This window comes from Falsigemmobacter intermedius (assembly GCF_004054105.1).
GTDB lineage: Bacteria > Pseudomonadota > Alphaproteobacteria > Rhodobacterales > Rhodobacteraceae > Wagnerdoeblera > Wagnerdoeblera intermedia.
Map to the genome: position 1 here is coordinate 1 of NZ_SBLC01000026.1, position 15,913 is coordinate 15,913.

Below are 15,913 nucleotides of genomic sequence, written 5' to 3' on the forward strand. Positions count from 1 at the left end.
CCCGGGGTGAATGTTTCGGCTCTGGCGCGCAGGCTGGGCGTGACGGCACCGCAACTCTTTGGCAAAATCTTTAATAGAGAATGAACTAAAATCTTTAGGTGCTTCTGATAATGAGCTACGAGCCGCGAAGCGGATCGCGTACAAATCAGGTATGCTCAGTTTCTATAAAGATTACGAGGATGCCGTAATTTCTAAGCATGTGTCCCGTTCAATTTCTAAAGCTGGCGTAGTTTCCGAAGCTATTGAAGTCTATTCCCAAGTCTCTGATTCCAAGCGCCCCGAGGTGGAGCAGACGGAGTCAGTTACCTGTGTACAGGAAAAACACGATTGTCCTCGAGATAAATTTGAAGATCTGGTTGACGAATTATCAAACCATATAGGTACCGCTGCCCGACTCTTAACTATAATGTTACTGCAGCGATGTCTTCGATAGCTATTTAAAAGTTCGGTGGGGGCTTAGCTGATTGATGTATCAAGATGCTACCTTGCAGTAGCTTGATCAAACGATAGACGCAGTAAGATGATCTGAAGTATTAGTAGGGTTACTTGAGGTAAGTGTTTGTATTCATTTCAAAAACTTATCTCTAGTAGGCCTTAGGGGTATACTTGTGCTCTATCCAGTTGAGCCACGGGGCCATCCCCTTCGCTCATGCCGAAAAATCGCCCCGGATGCAACCGGTCTTGCGCTTTGCCACGCCTGCCGCTTTCGTCTAAAATCAAAGGACGTCGACGTGATGGGAGTGGTGAACGATGGCCGAACAGCCAAAACAGGGTCAGCCAAGGCCGATCCCGCCACGCCGTCCGCTGACCCTTCGGGATGTCTCGGAAAAGTCCGGTGTCTCGGAAATGACGGTCAGCCGCGTGCTCAGAAATCGCGGCGATGTCTCAGAGCCGACCCGACAGAAGGTTCTGCTGGCCGCCCGCGAACTGGGCTATGTGCCCAACCGCATCGCCGGTGCCCTCGCCAGCCAGCGGGTCAATCTCGTCGGCGTGGTCATCCCCTCCCTCTCCAACCAGGTCTTCCCGGAAGTGCTCCAGGGCATCTCGGATGTGCTTGAGGAAAGTGGCCTGCAGCCGGTGATCGGTGTCACCCGCTACAGCCAGGCCCGGGAGGAGGAAGTACTCTACGAAATGCTCTCCTGGCGCCCCTCGGGGATCATCGTCGCGGGGCTGGAGCATTCAGAGGCCTCGCGCGCCATGCTGGCGGCTGCGGGGATCCCGGTGGTGGAAATCATGGATGTCAACGGCACGCCGGTCGACAGCATGGTGGGCATTTCTCACGATCTCGCAGGCCGCCGGATGGCAGAGGCAATCCTGAAAGCAGGTTACCGCCGGATTGGTTTCCTGGGCACAAAAATGCCCGATGACCACCGCGCGCGCAAAAGGATGGAGGGCTTTGAAGCCGCTCTCCGGGACGCGGGCCTCGCGGTTCAGGCCAGGGATTTCTACGACGGCGGCTCAGCTCTGCAAAAGGGCCGCGAAATGACGGCAGCCCTGCTCAAAAGCCACCCTGACCTCGACTTCATCTATTGCTCAAATGACATGATCGGCGCAGGCGGGCTTTTGCATTGCCTCGAGCAGGGCATGGATGTGCCGGGAGAGATCGGTCTTGCGGGCTTCAATGCGATTGATCTGATCCAGGGGCTGCCGCGCCGCCTTGCCACCATGGACAGCTGCCGTCGTGAAATCGGCCGCCGCGCGGCAGAGATCATCACCGCCGCCCGCTCCGGCAAAGCTCTGAGCCGCCAGGTGATTGAGCTTGAGCCTGCGATCCTGCCCGGAGATACCATCCGCCGCGCCTGATTTTGGCTTTTTGAAAATACTCCCGGGTGGGGTCCGGGGCGGGCAGGCAGCCCGCCCCGGCGCTCTCGTTCAGCCGCGCAGCTTTTTCAGCAGCGCTTCATTGACATAGCCATCCGGCGTCTGCCCCACCGAGGACTGCCAGGCGCGGACCGCATCCATGGTGCCCGAGCCGGTCACCCCGTCGATTTCACCCTGGTAAAAGCCCTTCTGCATCAGACGGCTCTGAATCTCTTTGCGCTCAGATTCGGTCAGGGCCCGGTCACTGCGCGGCCATGCCTTCTGCAGCCCCCCCCGGCCCGCGAGCTGGTCGGACAGCAGACCAATGCCCATCACATAGCTGTCGGCATTGTTATAGCGCGAGATCACGCGGAAGTTGTCAAAGATCATCAGCGCCGGGCCATTGGCCCCCGCCGGCATCAGGATCGACGCCGGACCGTAGTCCGCAATCCGCCCGCCGCGCACCGGGCTTACGCCCTGGGCCTGCCACTGCGCCGGGGACTTTTTGATCGACTTGCCGGCCTCGCGGAAGCCTGCCGGGACCGTGACCTCAACCGCCCAGGGCTGACCACTCTTCCAGCCCATTTTGTTCAGATAATTCGCCGCCGAGGCCAGGGCATCGGTCGGGTCATCCGACCAGATATCGCGCCGCCCGTCGCCGGTGAAATCCACCGCATAGCTCAGATAGCTCGTGGGCATGAACTGGGTGTGACCCATCGCCCCCGCCCAGGAGCCGCGCATATTCTCAGGGCTGGTATCCCCGGCCTGAAGGATCTTCAGCGCGGCGATCAGCTGCTCTTCAAAAAAGGCCCCCCGCCGCCCGTCATAGGCCAGGGTCGCCAGCGACGAGATGATCTGCTTTTTGCCACGGTTCACCCCATAGCTCGTCTCCATGCCCCAGACCGCAGCCACAACTTCTTTGGGCACGCCGTAGCGCGCCTCAATGGCCGAGAGCGCCCGGCCATGCTGCGCCAGCGCATTGCGGCCATTGCGCAGACGGGTGTCTGAGACGGCAGAATCGAGATATTCCCAGATCGGACGGGCAAATTCTGCCTGACGGCGGTCCAGCCGGATGACATCGGGATCGTAAGACGCCGAGGCCAGCGCCCGGCTCAGCACCCCGTCCGAGATCCCCTTGGCGCGGGCGCGGGCGCGGAAGCCCTCGGTCCAGCGCTCAAATCCGGCCCGCTGCTCGGCACTGGCCGGGGTCACCGGCGCGGCCGGGGCAGGCGAGGCCGCCGGGCGGTTTCTCAGATGCTCCGGCGCGCCATAGCTGCAGGCGGTGGGCAGAAGGACGGCCGCGAAAAACCCGGCATATCTGAGACCTTTGTACATGGTAAACCTGTTCGTAACTGGGTGCTGCTCTTTTGTCGCAACCTAGCGGCAAAAGAGCGCTCTGCACAGTCCCGCAACGGGTTTCACTTCCTTGTACGGATCACCTTGCGGGATTTCGCCGGTTTCTCGCCCTCACGCCGCGTGCGGCTTTTATAAGGCTTGCCGCGCGGTCCTTTGCGCCCGCGCGAAGCGCGCCCCGAAGGCAGGCTCTGATCGTCGATGCTCAGAAGCTCCAGAATCAGCCCGCCCGAAATCGGCGCCGCCTCGCGCAGCCGCACGGTCACCCGCGCGCCGATGCCGATCTCAAGCCCGGTTTCCGCGCCCATCAGCGTCTGGCTGTCAGGATCATAGTGGAAGAACTCACGCCCCACCTCGCGGATCGGCACCAGACCATCCGCTCCGCTTTCATCAAGCCGCACAAACAGGCCAAACTTCTGCACGCCCGAGATGCGGCCCGAAAACTCAGCCCCCACCCGGTCTGAGAGCCAGGCGGCGAGGTAGCGATCGGTGGTATCGCGTTCCGCCGCCATAGAGCGACGCTCGCTGTCTGAGATCTGTTTGGCGGTCTCAGCCAGCAGCTCAATATCTTCGCGGCTCAGCCCGTCATCGCCCCAGCCATGCGCCTTAATCAGCGAGCGGTGCACGATCAGATCCGAATAGCGCCGGATCGGTGAGGTGAAATGCGCATAATCCTTCAGCGCCAGACCGAAGTGGCCCAGATTGTCCGGCCCGTAATAGGCCTGGGTCATCGAGCGCAGCGTGGTCAGGTTCATCAGCTCCTGATGATCCGTGCCCTCGGCCTGCTTCAGCAGCGCATTGAGATGCGCGGTCTTCAGCACCTGCCCCTTCGCCAGGGTAAAGCCCGAAGCCACAGCCGTCTCACGCAGCGCATCGATCTTATCCGGCGCCGGCTCTTCATGGACGCGGAACAGCAGCGGCGACTTCAGCTTCTGCAACTCTTCGGCGGCCGCCACATTGGCGAGCACCATGAATTCTTCGATCAGCTTATGGGCGTCAAAGCGCTCTTTGAACGCGACCGAAAGCACCTTGCCCTCATCGCTCAGGATGATGCGACGTTCGGGCAGATCCAGCTCCAGCGGCTGACGAGCTGCCCGCGCCCGCTTCAGCGCCGCATAGGCGGCGTAAAGCGGCTTCAGAACCGTCTCAAGCAGCGGTGCCGTTTTGTCATCCGGCCGCCCGTCAATCGCCTCCTGCACCATCTCATAAGACAGCGAGGCCTTTGAGCGCATCAGCCCGCGGGTAAAGCGCTGCGCAATCTTGCGCCCCTCAGCGTCAATCCGCATCTCCACAGCCATACAGGCGCGGTCCACATTCTCATGCAGCGAACAAAGATCGCCCGAAAGCGCATCGGGCAGCATCGGCACGACGCGGTCGGGGAAATAGGTCGAGTTGCCGCGCTTTTTCGCTTCACGGTCGAGCGCCGAGCCGGGTGTCACATAATGCGCTACATCGGCAATCGCCACCCACAGGCGGAAGCCGCCGGGGTTCGAGGGATCCTCATCCGCAAGCGCCAGAACCGCATCATCGCGGTCACGCGCATCGACCGGATCAATGGTGACCAGATCGAGATGACGCAGATCTTCGCGTTTGCCCAAAGGCGCGGGCTTTGCGCTCCCGGCCTGACGCAGAGCCTCATCCGGGAAAACATCCGGAATGCCATGCTGATGAATCGCGATCAGCGAGACGGCTTTCGGTGCCCCGGGATCGCCCAGACGCGCAACAATTTTCGCCCGCGGCAGCCCCAGCGACTGGCGCTTGCCCAGGAGTTCCGCCTCAACAAGCTCACCGTCGCGCGCGTCAGCCGTGTTATCGCGGCTGACCGCCCATTCCTTCGCCTCGCCCTTGTCGATCGGCAGGATGCGCCCGCCTTCCGCCCCAAGGCGGAAGATCCCAAGGATGCGCTGCGCGGTCTGGCCGAGTTTGCGGATGATGCGCCCGACATAGGCATGCTCTTCGCCGCTGACCTTTTCCAGCCGCGCCAGAACCCGGTCGCCACGCCCGACCGCCGGATCATCCCGCCCGGTCTGCATCAGAATGCGCGGAGGTTCGCCCTCGACGCGCCATTCCAGCACCTTCGCCCAAAGATCGCCCGAGCGGTCCGGCCCGACAATCTCAATCACCTGGATCGGCGGCAGATCCCCCGGCTCCGCAAAGCGGCGGGCTTTCTTTTCAAGAACCCCTTCATCCGCAAGCTCTTTGAGCATGCGCTTGAGTTCAATCCGTGCCGCGCCCTTAATGCCAAAGGCACGGGCGATGTCACGTTTTGCGGTTTCGCCGGGGTTCTCGGCGATCCATTTCAGAAGGTCCTGGCGGGTCGGAAGCTGTTTCATCCGCTGCCCCTATCATGAGAGTGCAGAAAGGTCATGCTGAAAAGCCCCTGACCCCTCGGGAGAGCACGACACCACGCCCGTGCAGATTGCCGCAGCGCCGGGGCCGGGCCTGCCGCACTCCTGACGGAGGCCGCCATGCAAAAGGCGACGGTCACCCGTCGCCTCTTTATAACGCGAGTCCTGCAGATGCCCGGGGAAAGATCCGGGACACGCATGGCTCAGCCGTTGGCTGCGCGGATCTGATCCGCCTTTTCTTTGTCGAAAGCCACGCCGCTGTTCTCCAGCAGGGTGTCAAGTTCGCCCGAGAGCGTCATCTCGGTGACAATGTCGCAACCGCCGACAAATTCGCCCTTCACATAGAGCTGCGGAATGGTCGGCCAGTCAGAGAAGTCTTTGATCCCCTGACGGATTTCCGCATCAGCCAGCACGTTCACATCGGCATAGTCGATGCCCATGTAGTTCAGAATCCCCGCCACACGGCTGGAGAAACCGCACTGCGGCATCATCTTATTGCCCTTCATGAAGAGCACGACGTCATTTTGTTCGATCGTCTCGCGGATCTGGTCCAGAGCGCTCATCTCATCATTCCTTTTGCTGAAGGCCGCGCCTTCATCTTATTTCGACCGCCGCGCCACCATCACCAGCCCGACGAGGACAAGGACGGCCAGCAGAAGCCAGATCATTATTCCGGCGCCCGGGTGGTCAGTGCCAGAGCGTGCAACTCACCCGCAGGGCCGTCCATCTTGCCCTTCAGCGCGGCATAAACCAGGCGCTGCTGCTGCACGCGGTTCAGACCTTTGAACGAAGCATCCACAACTTCCGCGGCAAAATGCGCGCCATCATCGCCCTGCACGGTGATCACCGCCTCCGGGAAAGCTTCCCGCAGAAGATTTTCGATATCCTGGGCCTGAATCGCCATTGTCTGCTCCTTCGCACCTTCGCTTCAATCTAGGGCTGGCTCCGCGCCCCTGCAAGTCACCCGCAAAGCAAAGCGACGCCCGAAGGCGCCGCTTTGGCTTTTTCGAAATACTCCGGGGTCCGGGGCAGAGCCCCGGTGCCAGCGACCGGATCAGTCTTTTTTGGCGACGCGCGCGTTACGGGTCGCGACCAGCTTAAGACGCAGTGCATTCAGATGAATGAAGCCTGCCGCATCACGCTGGTCATAAGCGCCCGCATCCTCTTCGAAGGTCACGTGTTTTTCCGAGTACAGCGAATGCTCGGACCAGCGGGCAACGGTGCGGGCCGAGCCTTTGTAAAGCTTCACACGCACGGTGCCCGAAACATGCTCCTGGGTCTTGTCGATCAGCGCCTGCAGCGCCTCACGCTCAGGCGAGAACCAGAAGCCGTTGTAGATCAGCTCCGCATAGCGCGGCATGATCGAATCCTTCAGGTGGCCTGCACCGGAATCGAGTGTGATCTGCTCAATGCCGCGGTGGGCTTCCAGCAGGATGGTGCCGCCGGGGGTCTCATAGACGCCGCGCGATTTCATTCCGACAAAGCGGTTTTCCACCAGATCCAGAACGCCGACACCATGTTTGCCGCCGAGCTCGTTGAGTTTGGTCAGGATGGTCGCAGGCGACATAGCCTCGCCATTGATTGCGACGGCATCACCTTTCTCGAAGGTGATCTCAACCATCTCAGCCTCATCAGGGGCCTGCTCAACCGGAACAACGCGCTGCAGAACGTATTCCGGGAATTCGTCCGCAGGGTTCTCCAGTACACGACCTTCGGACGAGGTATGCAGCAGGTTTGCATCCACCGAGAAGGGCGCTTCGCCGCGCTTGTCTTTCGCGATCGGAATCTGGTTGGCCTCTGCAAATTCCAGAAGTTTGGTGCGCGAGGTCAGATCCCAGAGGCGCCAGGGCGCAATGGTTTTGATCGCCGGATCAAGCGCTGCGACGCCGAGTTCAAAACGAACCTGGTCATTGCCCTTGCCGGTTGCGCCGTGTGCAACCGCATCCGCACCGGATTTCTGTGCCAGCTCAACGAGATATTTCGAGATCAGCGGGCGTGCGATCGAGGTGCCCAGCAGATACTGGCCTTCATAAACCGCATTGGCGCGGAACATCGGGAACACGAAATCGCGCACAAATTCTTCGCGCAGATCGATAATGTGAATGTTCTCTTCTTTGATCCCGAGCAGCAGCGCTTTCTGACGCGCCGGCTCCAGCTCTTCGCCCTGACCGAGGTCAGCGGTGAAGGTGACCACTTCGCAACCGTATTCGGTTTGCAGCCACTTAAGGATGATCGAAGTGTCGAGACCGCCCGAATAGGCCAGCACGACTTTTTTAGGCGCAGTCATCAGATATCTCCCGGACCAGGATGCGGAGTTCCGATTAGCCCCATTCTCCCCCCCAGGCAAGCACTGCAGGCCGCCTTCGAAGGGCGTGATGGCGCCGCCTGGCCCATCGGTGCAGATTTTACGCGCCTTTCCTTCCTCAAAGGTATAGAGGGGCGCCATCCGGCCTGTATTGAGAGTCCTTTGATGACCGCTTTTGCCCCCGCTGTCCGTGACGCCATGACCGCACTTCGTGATCTCTTTGAGATTACGCCGCTGCAGCGTAACGATCTGCTTTCGCAAAGATATGGTGCTGATATCTGGATTAAACGCGAGGATCTGACGCCGGTGCGCAGCTATAAGCTTCGCGGCGCCTTTAACGCGATGCGCAAAATCCGCTCGGCCCGTCCTGAAATGCGCAGTTTCGTCTGTGCCAGCGCGGGCAACCATGCGCAGGGGATGGCCTATGCCTGCCGTCATTTCGGTGTTGAGGGTACGATCTTCATGCCGGTCACCACGCCGCAGCAAAAGATTGATAAGACGCGCATGTTCGGCGGCAGCAATGTCGAGATTGTTCTGACGGGCGATTACTTTGATCAGACCCTCGCCGCGGCCCAGGCCTTTTGCACCCGTCAGGGCGCGCTCTTTCTGTCGCCCTTTGATGATGCGGATGTCATTGAGGGCCAGGCCACGGTTGCGGCTGAGATCATGGATCAGCTCGGCCAGGCCCCGGATCTTGTGATCGTGCCGGTGGGCGGGGGCGGGCTCTCTGCCGGGCTGACCCGCTATTTTGCCGAGGCTGCGCCCCGGACGGGACTGCGCTACGTCGAACCTGAAGGCGGAAAAAGCCTTGCTGCAGCGGTCGCTGCCGGAGAGCCGGTGACGCTCTCTCAGGTCGATAGTTTTGTCGACGGGGCAGCCGTGGCGCGGCTCGGGGATCTGACCTTCAAAGCGCTGGCTGCGGCAGAACCGGCCCATGTTCTTGCCGCGCCAGAGAATCGTATCTGCGGCACAATGCTTGAGATGTTGAACGTGGAAGGCATCGTTCTTGAGCCGGCCGGAGCGCTGGCGATCGACGCTTTGAAAGATCTCAGGGATGAGATTCGAGGTCGCACTGTGGTCTGCGTCGCATCGGGCGGCAACTTTGACTTTGAGCGCCTGCCAGAGGTCAAAGAGCGCTCGATGCGCTTTGAAGGCGTAAAGAAATACTTCATTCTGCGTCTGCCGCAGCGGCCCGGCGCCCTGCGGGAGTTTCTCTCGCTTCTTGGCCCGGATGATGACGTTGCGCGCTTCGAATATCTGAAGAAGTCTGCCCGAAATTTTGGATCCGTGCTGCTGGGGATCGAGACGAAACAGCCGGAAAATTTCACGGCGCTTCTGGCCCGCCTTGAAGCGGCCTCCTTCGTGCTGCGCGACATCACTCATGATGAGTCTCTGGCCGAAATTCTGATCTGACAGGATCGGCCATGCCCAGCTGAGCCAACAGACGGATGCGGCTTTCCCGCCAGGCTGCATCCAGATCCGCCGGGCTGAGCGGCGTCGGCTGCCCGGCTGCGGCTGCCAGTTCAGCTTCGTGACAGACCGCGCTGAAGCTCTCCAGCCCCAGATTGCGCGTGGCGCCTTTCAGAAAGTGGAAATCTGCGGCCGGATCCATCTTCGGTCCGGGCGCGGTCATACGGGCGACGACACCATCCGTTTCTTCCAGAAATAAGGCGATCAGATCGGCAAATCCATCTTCACCGACATCCGATCTGAGGTCATCCAACTGTTGCAGGTTCAGCATGTTGCGCTCTCCACGAATGCCATCCTGAGGCGATTCGGGTTAAGATCCTCTTTCCGGAAGAGTTCGCGGCTCTTCACGCTCGGTTAAGGTCTTCGCGGCAGACTGCAGGGACTCTTCAGTGAGAAGTGGACGCAGATGTGACGTTGATGGCAGAGGTCGAAAAGGCGGAATGCGGCGGGCCGCGCGGCGCGGGGCGGCGTATTCTCGTGGTTGACGACAGCGCTGCGCAACGCCGTCTGATCCGCCTTTCGCTGGAAAAATGGGGCTATCAGGTGACCGAAGCCGCATCCGGCGGTGAGGGTCTGGATATCTGCCGGAGCGAGGGGTTTGATCTGGTCATTTCAGACTGGGTTATGCCGGGCCTGACGGGGCCGGAGTTCTGTCGGGCCTGGCGGGGTCTGCCAGGCGCTCATTTTGGCTACTTCATTCTCGTCACGTCAAAATCCGGCAAAGAAGAGGTTGCGGCAGGACTTGAGGCGGGGGCTGATGACTTTCTCACGAAACCCGTGAATGCAGAGGAATTGCGCGCGCGCCTGCGTGCCGGCGAGAGGCAGCTTGATCTGCGGGCCGAGTTGCAGATGAAAAATTCACAGCTGGAAGATGCGCTGAGCGAGGTGGGAAGGCTTTGGACCACGCTGGAGCGCGACCTGACTGAGGCGCGGCGTCTGCAACAGTTGCTGGTGCGCGGGCGGCATCTGGATCTGGGCGGCGCTCTGGTCAGCTTCAGCCTCAGGCCCTCGGGACATGTGGGGGGGGATCTTGTGGGCTATATCCCCCGCGGAAGGGGGCATATTGCGGTGTTTTCCATCGATGTCTCCGGTCATGGCGTCGCGGCGGCCATGCTCGCGGCGCGGCTCTCCGGGATCGTTGCCTCGGCCTTTGCTGAGGGGGATGTGCTCTATGCCCGGGACCTGGAGCAGACGGAGCCGCTTAGCCCGCAGCAGATGACGGAGGGCCTCAACCATCTGCTGCAGGTTACGGGGCTCGATCATTATTTCACCTGGGCCTGTGCAGGGATCGACCTGCGCAGCGGATCCGTGGCCCTGGTCCAGGCCGGACATCCCCATCCGCTGCTTTTGCGCACCGACGGCTCCGTTGAAAGGGCCGGAGCAGGCGGGCTTCCGGTGGGCCTGATCGCGAATGCCAGTTGGGAGGCTGAAGACTTTGACCTGCAGCCGGGTGAGCGGCTGATGCTGATGACAGACGATCTGACGGAATGTCGCTCGCCTTCGGGCGAAGAGCTGGGAGATGAAAGGCTTATGGAAATTGTCAGGAAACACGCAGGACTGAATGGAGAGGCGTTTTTACAGGCCGTTGAACAGGCGCTGGTCAGCTATAACGGCGGCCCCGATTTCGCCGATGACGTGTCATTTGCGGTGATCGAATGGCGCGGTGGATCGCATCATGCGCTTTAGAAAGTGGCGATCGCCGGGGTTGCTCAGAACGCGAACGGCGTCTTGCGGTGCCATCCAATGCGCGCTGTGGCCGGGCTCGCGGGGCTCCCCCTGGCGCAGCGCGGGGCGGGCCAGATAGATCGTGCAGAGTTTCTCTGCCCAAAGATCATACTCAGGCATGAAAGTGAAACGCCGGAACGCGCCAAGACGCCTCGTCAGCGTCATCGTCCAGCCCGTCTCTTCAAGGACTTCACGGTGCAGCGCGGGCAGGGGGTGTTCGCCGCGTTCAATTCCGCCGCCGGGCAGTTGAAATTCCGGCCATGGGGTCGCCTGATGGGTCAGCAGGATCTGCCCGCCGCGCTCCAGGATGGCATAGGCACCCGGCCGAAGGCGATAGCGACGACCGGTTTCCGGCGGAGTGTCAAAGCGGCGGATCATGGCGGGCTCTTGGCGATGCGGTCTTTGCGCCTATATAAGGGCCTGAATGCGCCGGGGCCAGGAGTTCCGGAGCCTGTAAGGAATCTCCTCATGACGAGCACCCAACCGATCTGGGACGATAGTGTCCTGCCGTTTCAACTTGACCTTGCTGATGTGCGCGGTCGCGTCGCCCGCCTCGACGGGGCGTTGAACGCGATCCTGGGTCAGCATGACTATCCGCCGGCCATTGAGGCGCTTGTGGCAGAGACTGCCCTGCTGACCGCGCTGATCGGCCAGACCATCAAGCTGCGCTGGAAGCTGAGCCTTCAGGTGCGCGGCAATGGGGCGGCCCGCCTGGTTGCCACGGATTACTACGGCCCGACCGAGGATGGGCAGCCGGCCCGCATCCGCGCCTATGCCAGCTATGATAAAGATCGCCTCGACCCGAATGCGGAGCCGTTTTCGCAGATCGGAGAGGGCTATTTTGCGATCCTGATCGACCAGGGTGAGGGCATGTTGCCCTATCAGGGCATCACGCCGATTTCCGGGAAATCTCTGGCCGAATGCGCGGCCTCTTATTTTGCGCAAAGTGAGCAAATTCCGACGGATTTCAAACTGTCCTACGGCCGTTCGCAGCTTCCGGGCCGCAGCGAGGGGTGGCGCGCCGGTGGTGTGATGATCCAGCATATGCCCAAAGCCTCGCCCTTCGCGAAAGACGCGACGGGAGAGGGTGGTCTGCTGGCCGCCGCCGATCTGGTGCATGGCGAGGATGCGGATCACTGGAACCGCGCCACGGTTTTGATGCAGACCGCGGAAGAGATGGAACTTATCGGGCCGAACGTGACCCCGGACCGACTGCTCTATCGCCTCTTCCATGAGGAATCGCCGCGGATTTACGACCGCCAGCCGATCGTCTTTGGCTGCTCCTGCTCGGAAGAGAAGGTGCGCAACAGCCTGTCGATCTATTCGGCGAAAGACATCGCCCATATGACCACCGAAGAGGGTACCGTGACGGCTGATTGTCAGTTCTGCGGCGCACATTATGTGCTTGATCCGGCGACTGTCGGCTTCGAAGGTCGCGGGGACGCTGCCGTTGAATGATCCGCGGGCGCGTCTGCAGGCGGCTTTAGCCGCCGTAAACCAGGCGACATCGGATTATGATCTTAACCCCGGGCGGCAATCGCCCGGGGTTCCTTTGCGTGCGGCGGCGGTTCTGATCGGATTGCAACAGGGGCGCGGCGGGCTGTCGGTCGTTCTGACGCGTCGCTCGGCGGCCCTGCGCCATCACGCCGGGCAGATCGCCTTTCCGGGCGGCAAGCTGGACCCCTCGGATGCGGATGCGACTGCTGCGGCTTTGCGCGAAGCGCAGGAAGAAGTGGGACTTTCGCCGGAACTCGTTGAGATTATCGGCCAGATGCCGGGGCATGAAACCGTGACGGGCTATTCGGTCACGCCGGTTCTGGCGACCATTGCCCCTGACTTTCGCCCCGCCCCGGAGCCGGGAGAGGTGGCGGAGGTGTTCTCAGTGCCTTTCTCTCATCTGACCGATCTCAGCCGCTACCGGGTTGAGCGGCGGATCTGGCAGGGAGAATGGCGAAAATATTACGCTGTGCCATGGGGCCCCTATTATATCTGGGGCGCAACGGCGCGGATGCTCTTTGCCCTTGCAACGGCAGTGAATGCGCGATGAAAATCACCGGAGACTGGCTGCAGGCCGCTGAAACGCAAAAGCTTTTTCAGGTTTTTGAGGCAGAGGGCGTGCAACTTTTCTTCGTCGGGGGCTGTGTGCGCAATGCGCTGATCGGCGCAGCGGTGGCGGATCTTGACCTCTGCTCAGCCGCCACGCCGGATGAGGTGACGCGGATCGCCGGGACCGTCGGTCTGAAAGTCATCCCGACGGGGATCGAGCATGGCACGGTGACCGTTCTGGTCCAGGGCACACCCTTTGAGATCACCACCTTCCGCAGCGATGTCGAGACCGACGGCCGCCATGCGACGGTCGCTTTTTCCAAAGACATTCACGAAGATGCGGCGCGGCGCGATTTTACGATGAACGCGCTTTATGCCGATGCGGCGGGTGAGGTTATTGACCCGCTGGGCAGCGGCATTGCGGATGCGCTGGCGCGGCGTCTGCGCTTTGTCGGAGAGCCGGCCGCGCGGATTGCTGAGGATTATCTGAGGATCCTGCGGTATTTTCGCTTTTCAGCCTGGTATGCCGACCCCGAACACGGGTCCGATCCGGAGGCTCTGGCGGCGATTTCTGAAGGGGCTGAGGGGCTTGGCGCCATTTCGCGTGAGCGGATCGGTGCGGAGATGCGCCGCCTGCTGGCCGCGCCGGATCCTGCTCCTGCGCTGGCGCAGATGCAGGCTGCGGGCGTCCTGCAGCAGGTTTTGCCCGGAGCCGATGCGAAATCCGTGGCAGTTCTGGTGCATCTTGAGGCGCAAAGCGCTCCGGAATGGCTGACCCGTCTGGTCGTTCTGGGGGGCGAAGACCCCGGCTCCGCGCTGCGGCTGTCGCGGGCAGAAGTGAAGGCGGCAGAGGGCCTGACAGGGGCGATGGGGCTGACGCCTGCGGAAGCGGCCTATCGTTATGGCGCGGGCGTGGCGCGCCAGGCGCAACTGGCCCTGCAGGCTGTGATGGGCCAGCCCTTGCCGGAGGGTCTTGAGGCGCAGATCGCGGCAGGGGCGGAGGCGGTTTTCCCGATCCGGGCGGCGGATCTGGCGGATCGTTTTCAGGGTCCGGCTCTGGGTCAGGCGCTGCGCGAGCGCGAGGCGCGGTTCATCGCCTCGGGTTTCCGTCTCAGCCGCGAAGAGCTGCTTTAACCGGCGTCGACGGCGCGGATCAGTTTGCGCTCCAGCACCCTCAGCACCTGCGGCAGGTCGTGGCCGCGACGCAGGATGACCCCATCCTGGCTGATGACCGCATATTGCCCCTGCTTTGCCCGCAGCTTCGGGCGCTTCTCAATCCGGTAGAGCGGCACTTCGGCGGCGCGGCGAAAGACGGAAAATACCGCCACTTCGCGCATCATGTTCAGCGCATAATCGCGCCATTCGCCCGCAGCAACGAAGCGGCCGTAGAGCGAGAGGATCTGCCCCAGTTCGTGGCGGTCAAAGGCCACCCGCTCAGGGGCAGGGGACTGCGGGGCGGAGAAGGGGAGCGGGCTTTCAGCACTCATGGTGCCCTCAGCTTAGCCCGCCCGCCCCGCTGTGCAAGCCCTCAGCCGTTTTCGCGCAGGATATTACCCGCCAGATAAAGCGAGCCGCAGATCACCACCCGGGCGCTCGGGTCCTGCGCCAGGATATCGCGCAGCGCGTCCGTGACGCTTTCCGCCTCAAGCGCCTCAATGCCCTCAGCGCGGGCGGCGGCAGCGGTCTCAGATGCGTCCAGCGTGGCCGTTTCCCCGGGGATCGAGACCGCGTGAAGGCTGCTCAGATGCGGGGCCAGCGGGCGCAGGAAGCCCCCGATATCCTTGGTGTTCAGCATGCCGCAGATCGCATGAGTGGGCCGTTTCGGCAGCGCCGCAAGGGTGCCTGCCAGCGCGATGCCCGCCGCCGGGTTGTGACCACCGTCAAGCCAAAGCTCAGCCCCCGCCGCCAGATCGACCAGCGGGCCGGTTTTCAGCCGCTGCATACGCGCGGGCCAGAAGGCTTTGGTGACAGCCGCTTCGCAGGCCGCTTCATCAAAGCCAAGGTGGCGCAGCGCCGCGATGGCCGCGCCTGCGTTTTCAATCTGATGCGGGCCGGGCAGGTTCGGCAGCGGCAGATCCAGAAGCCCGCGCTCATCCTGATAGATCAGGCGGCCGCGCTCAGACCAGGACTGCCAGTCACGGTTGGCGACCATCAGCGGCGCATGCAGGCGCTCGGCCACCGCCTCAATCGCCTCAAGTCCCTCAGAGGTCTGCGGGCCGATTACGGCCGGCACGCGGCGCTTCAGGATTCCCGCTTTTTCGGTGGCGATCAGCCCGACGGTGTCGCCCAGATACATCTGATGATCGAGCGAGACCGGGGTGATCACGCAAAGCGCCGGATCTGCGATCACATTGGTCGCATCGAACCGCCCGCCAAGACCCACCTCCAGCAGCAGATAATCCGCCGGGATGCGCGAGAAGGCCAGAAAGCCGGTGCAGGTGGTGATCTCAAAGAAGGTGATCGGATCACCTGCGTTCACCCGCTCCACTTCCGCCAAGAGCTCGGCGAGTTCAGGTTCTGAGATCAGCTCGCCCGCCACCCGGATGCGCTCATGAAAGCGCGCCAGATGCGGCGAGGTATAGGCGTGCACCTTTTTGCCGGCCGCCTCAAGCCCCGCCCGGATCATCGCCTGGGTCGAGCCTTTGCCATTGGTCCCGGCGAGATGGATCACCGGCGGCAGGCGACGCTCAGGATTGCCCAGCTTGTCGAGCAGCACCTGTATGCGGTCGAGCGACAGGTCGATCACCTTGGGGTGCAGCGACATCAGCCGGGCAAGAAGTTCGTCAGAAGCGGGGGACTGGCTCATGGCAATGATCCGTCAGACAGAGAAAAGGCCACCCGCGAACGGATGGCCGGAAGAGGCAGC

15 protein-coding genes are annotated in these 15,913 nt (G+C 61.9%); 6 read left to right on the top strand and 9 right to left on the bottom strand.

All coding sequences use genetic code 11. The features are described 5' to 3' along the window. The first annotated feature begins 750 nt into the window (after positions 1 to 750). Complete coding sequence (locus tag EP867_RS14610; protein WP_128490227.1) at positions 751 to 1,803, top strand: LacI family DNA-binding transcriptional regulator; 1,053 nt, start codon at positions 751 to 753, stop codon at positions 1,801 to 1,803. Between the two features lie 69 nt (positions 1,804 to 1,872). On the opposite strand, the gene EP867_RS14615 is transcribed toward EP867_RS14610, so the two are convergent. The 5 genes from EP867_RS14615 to EP867_RS14635 all read right to left on the bottom strand — a co-directional run bounded on the left by EP867_RS14615 (position 1,873) and on the right by EP867_RS14635 (position 7,791). Then, on the bottom strand, positions 1,873 to 3,135 hold the full coding sequence (locus EP867_RS14615; protein ID WP_128490228.1) for a lytic murein transglycosylase: 1,263 nt from the start codon (positions 3,133 to 3,135) through the stop codon (positions 1,873 to 1,875). 83 nt (positions 3,136 to 3,218) lie between these two features. Next, positions 3,219 to 5,486 carry a ribonuclease R gene (rnr, locus tag EP867_RS14620; protein WP_128490229.1) on the bottom strand — a complete coding sequence of 756 codons (2,268 nt, stop codon included), beginning with the start codon at positions 5,484 to 5,486 and terminating at the stop codon, positions 3,219 to 3,221. A 218-nt stretch (positions 5,487 to 5,704) separates the two neighbouring features. Then, entirely contained in the window at positions 5,705 to 6,064 is a 360-nt protein-coding gene (grxD, locus tag EP867_RS14625; protein WP_128490230.1) for a Grx4 family monothiol glutaredoxin, read from the bottom strand. Between the two features lie 104 nt (positions 6,065 to 6,168). Then, positions 6,169 to 6,405 (bottom strand): BolA/IbaG family iron-sulfur metabolism protein, encoded by a 237-nt coding sequence (locus tag EP867_RS14630; RefSeq protein ID WP_128490231.1) that lies wholly within the window; start codon positions 6,403 to 6,405, stop codon positions 6,169 to 6,171. Positions 6,406 to 6,555: 150 nt separating this feature from the next. Beyond that, entirely contained in the window at positions 6,556 to 7,791 is a 1,236-nt protein-coding gene (locus tag EP867_RS14635) for an argininosuccinate synthase (RefSeq protein ID WP_174722337.1), read from the bottom strand. 180 nt (positions 7,792 to 7,971) lie between these two features. On the opposite strand from EP867_RS14635, the gene ilvA reads away from it, so the two are divergent. Then, the gene (gene ilvA / locus EP867_RS14640) at positions 7,972 to 9,219 is read left to right on the top strand and encodes a threonine ammonia-lyase IlvA (protein ID WP_128490233.1); all 1,248 of its coding nucleotides are present in this window, start codon (positions 7,972 to 7,974) and stop codon (positions 9,217 to 9,219) included. On the opposite strand, the gene EP867_RS14645 is transcribed toward ilvA, so the two are convergent. Then, on the bottom strand, positions 9,182 to 9,547 hold the full coding sequence (locus tag EP867_RS14645; RefSeq protein ID WP_128490234.1) for an Hpt domain-containing protein: 366 nt from the start codon (positions 9,545 to 9,547) through the stop codon (positions 9,182 to 9,184). The two genes, ilvA and EP867_RS14645, sit on opposite strands and share 38 nt — an antisense overlap. Positions 9,548 to 9,693: 146 nt before the next feature. Between EP867_RS14645 and EP867_RS14650 the strand changes: the two genes are divergently transcribed. Continuing rightward, the gene (locus EP867_RS14650) at positions 9,694 to 10,962 is read left to right on the top strand and encodes a PP2C family protein-serine/threonine phosphatase (RefSeq protein WP_128490235.1); all 1,269 of its coding nucleotides are present in this window, start codon (positions 9,694 to 9,696) and stop codon (positions 10,960 to 10,962) included. Here the strand turns inward: EP867_RS14650 and EP867_RS14655 are convergent. Beyond that, on the bottom strand, positions 10,915 to 11,379 hold the full coding sequence (locus EP867_RS14655) for an NUDIX hydrolase (protein WP_128490236.1): 465 nt from the start codon (positions 11,377 to 11,379) through the stop codon (positions 10,915 to 10,917). The genes EP867_RS14650 and EP867_RS14655 overlap by 48 nt on opposite strands. Before the next feature lie 90 nt (positions 11,380 to 11,469). On the opposite strand from EP867_RS14655, the gene hslO reads away from it, so the two are divergent. The 3 genes from hslO to EP867_RS14670 are packed head-to-tail and all read left to right on the top strand — an operon-like array spanning position 11,470 to position 14,181. Next, positions 11,470 to 12,459, top strand: coding sequence for an Hsp33 family molecular chaperone HslO (gene hslO / locus EP867_RS14660; RefSeq protein WP_128490237.1), 990 nt, complete (start codon positions 11,470 to 11,472; stop codon positions 12,457 to 12,459). Next, a complete protein-coding gene (locus tag EP867_RS14665; protein ID WP_241656925.1) occupies positions 12,452 to 13,048 on the top strand; it encodes a CoA pyrophosphatase in 597 nt (198 codons plus the stop codon). The genes hslO and EP867_RS14665 overlap by 8 nt, the downstream gene beginning before the upstream one ends. Continuing rightward, complete coding sequence (locus EP867_RS14670) at positions 13,045 to 14,181, top strand: CCA tRNA nucleotidyltransferase (RefSeq protein ID WP_128490239.1); 1,137 nt, start codon at positions 13,045 to 13,047, stop codon at positions 14,179 to 14,181. Before EP867_RS14665 ends, EP867_RS14670 begins: the two co-directional genes overlap by 4 nt. Here the strand turns inward: EP867_RS14670 and EP867_RS14675 are convergent. Together EP867_RS14675 and EP867_RS14680 are read right to left on the bottom strand one after the other, a co-directional pair. Further along, entirely contained in the window at positions 14,178 to 14,534 is a 357-nt protein-coding gene (locus EP867_RS14675; protein WP_128490240.1) for a DUF2794 domain-containing protein, read from the bottom strand. The two genes, EP867_RS14670 and EP867_RS14675, sit on opposite strands and share 4 nt — an antisense overlap. Before the next feature lie 41 nt (positions 14,535 to 14,575). Continuing rightward, complete coding sequence (locus EP867_RS14680) at positions 14,576 to 15,853, bottom strand: bifunctional folylpolyglutamate synthase/dihydrofolate synthase (RefSeq protein ID WP_128490241.1); 1,278 nt, start codon at positions 15,851 to 15,853, stop codon at positions 14,576 to 14,578. Positions 15,854 to 15,913: the final 60 nt, after the last annotated feature.

What these genes read in the sequence shown, in the direction of transcription:
- EP867_RS14610 (WP_128490227.1), top strand. Translation starts at nt 751, where the DNA reads ATGGCCGAACAGCCAAAACAGGGTCAGCCAAGGCCGATCCCGCCACGC.
- EP867_RS14615 (WP_128490228.1), bottom strand. Translation starts at nt 3,135, where the DNA reads ATGTACAAAGGTCTCAGATATGCCGGGTTTTTCGCGGCCGTCCTTCTG.
- rnr (WP_128490229.1), bottom strand. Translation starts at nt 5,486, where the DNA reads ATGAAACAGCTTCCGACCCGCCAGGACCTTCTGAAATGGATCGCCGAG.
- grxD (WP_128490230.1), bottom strand. Translation starts at nt 6,064, where the DNA reads ATGAGCGCTCTGGACCAGATCCGCGAGACGATCGAACAAAATGACGTC.
- EP867_RS14630 (WP_128490231.1), bottom strand. Translation starts at nt 6,405, where the DNA reads ATGGCGATTCAGGCCCAGGATATCGAAAATCTTCTGCGGGAAGCTTTC.
- ilvA (WP_128490233.1), top strand. Translation starts at nt 7,972, where the DNA reads ATGACCGCTTTTGCCCCCGCTGTCCGTGACGCCATGACCGCACTTCGT.
- EP867_RS14645 (WP_128490234.1), bottom strand. Translation starts at nt 9,547, where the DNA reads ATGCTGAACCTGCAACAGTTGGATGACCTCAGATCGGATGTCGGTGAA.
- EP867_RS14650 (WP_128490235.1), top strand. Translation starts at nt 9,694, where the DNA reads ATGGCAGAGGTCGAAAAGGCGGAATGCGGCGGGCCGCGCGGCGCGGGG.
- EP867_RS14655 (WP_128490236.1), bottom strand. Translation starts at nt 11,379, where the DNA reads ATGATCCGCCGCTTTGACACTCCGCCGGAAACCGGTCGTCGCTATCGC.
- hslO (WP_128490237.1), top strand. Translation starts at nt 11,470, where the DNA reads ATGACGAGCACCCAACCGATCTGGGACGATAGTGTCCTGCCGTTTCAA.
- EP867_RS14670 (WP_128490239.1), top strand. Translation starts at nt 13,045, where the DNA reads ATGAAAATCACCGGAGACTGGCTGCAGGCCGCTGAAACGCAAAAGCTT.
- EP867_RS14675 (WP_128490240.1), bottom strand. Translation starts at nt 14,534, where the DNA reads ATGAGTGCTGAAAGCCCGCTCCCCTTCTCCGCCCCGCAGTCCCCTGCC.
- EP867_RS14680 (WP_128490241.1), bottom strand. Translation starts at nt 15,853, where the DNA reads ATGAGCCAGTCCCCCGCTTCTGACGAACTTCTTGCCCGGCTGATGTCG.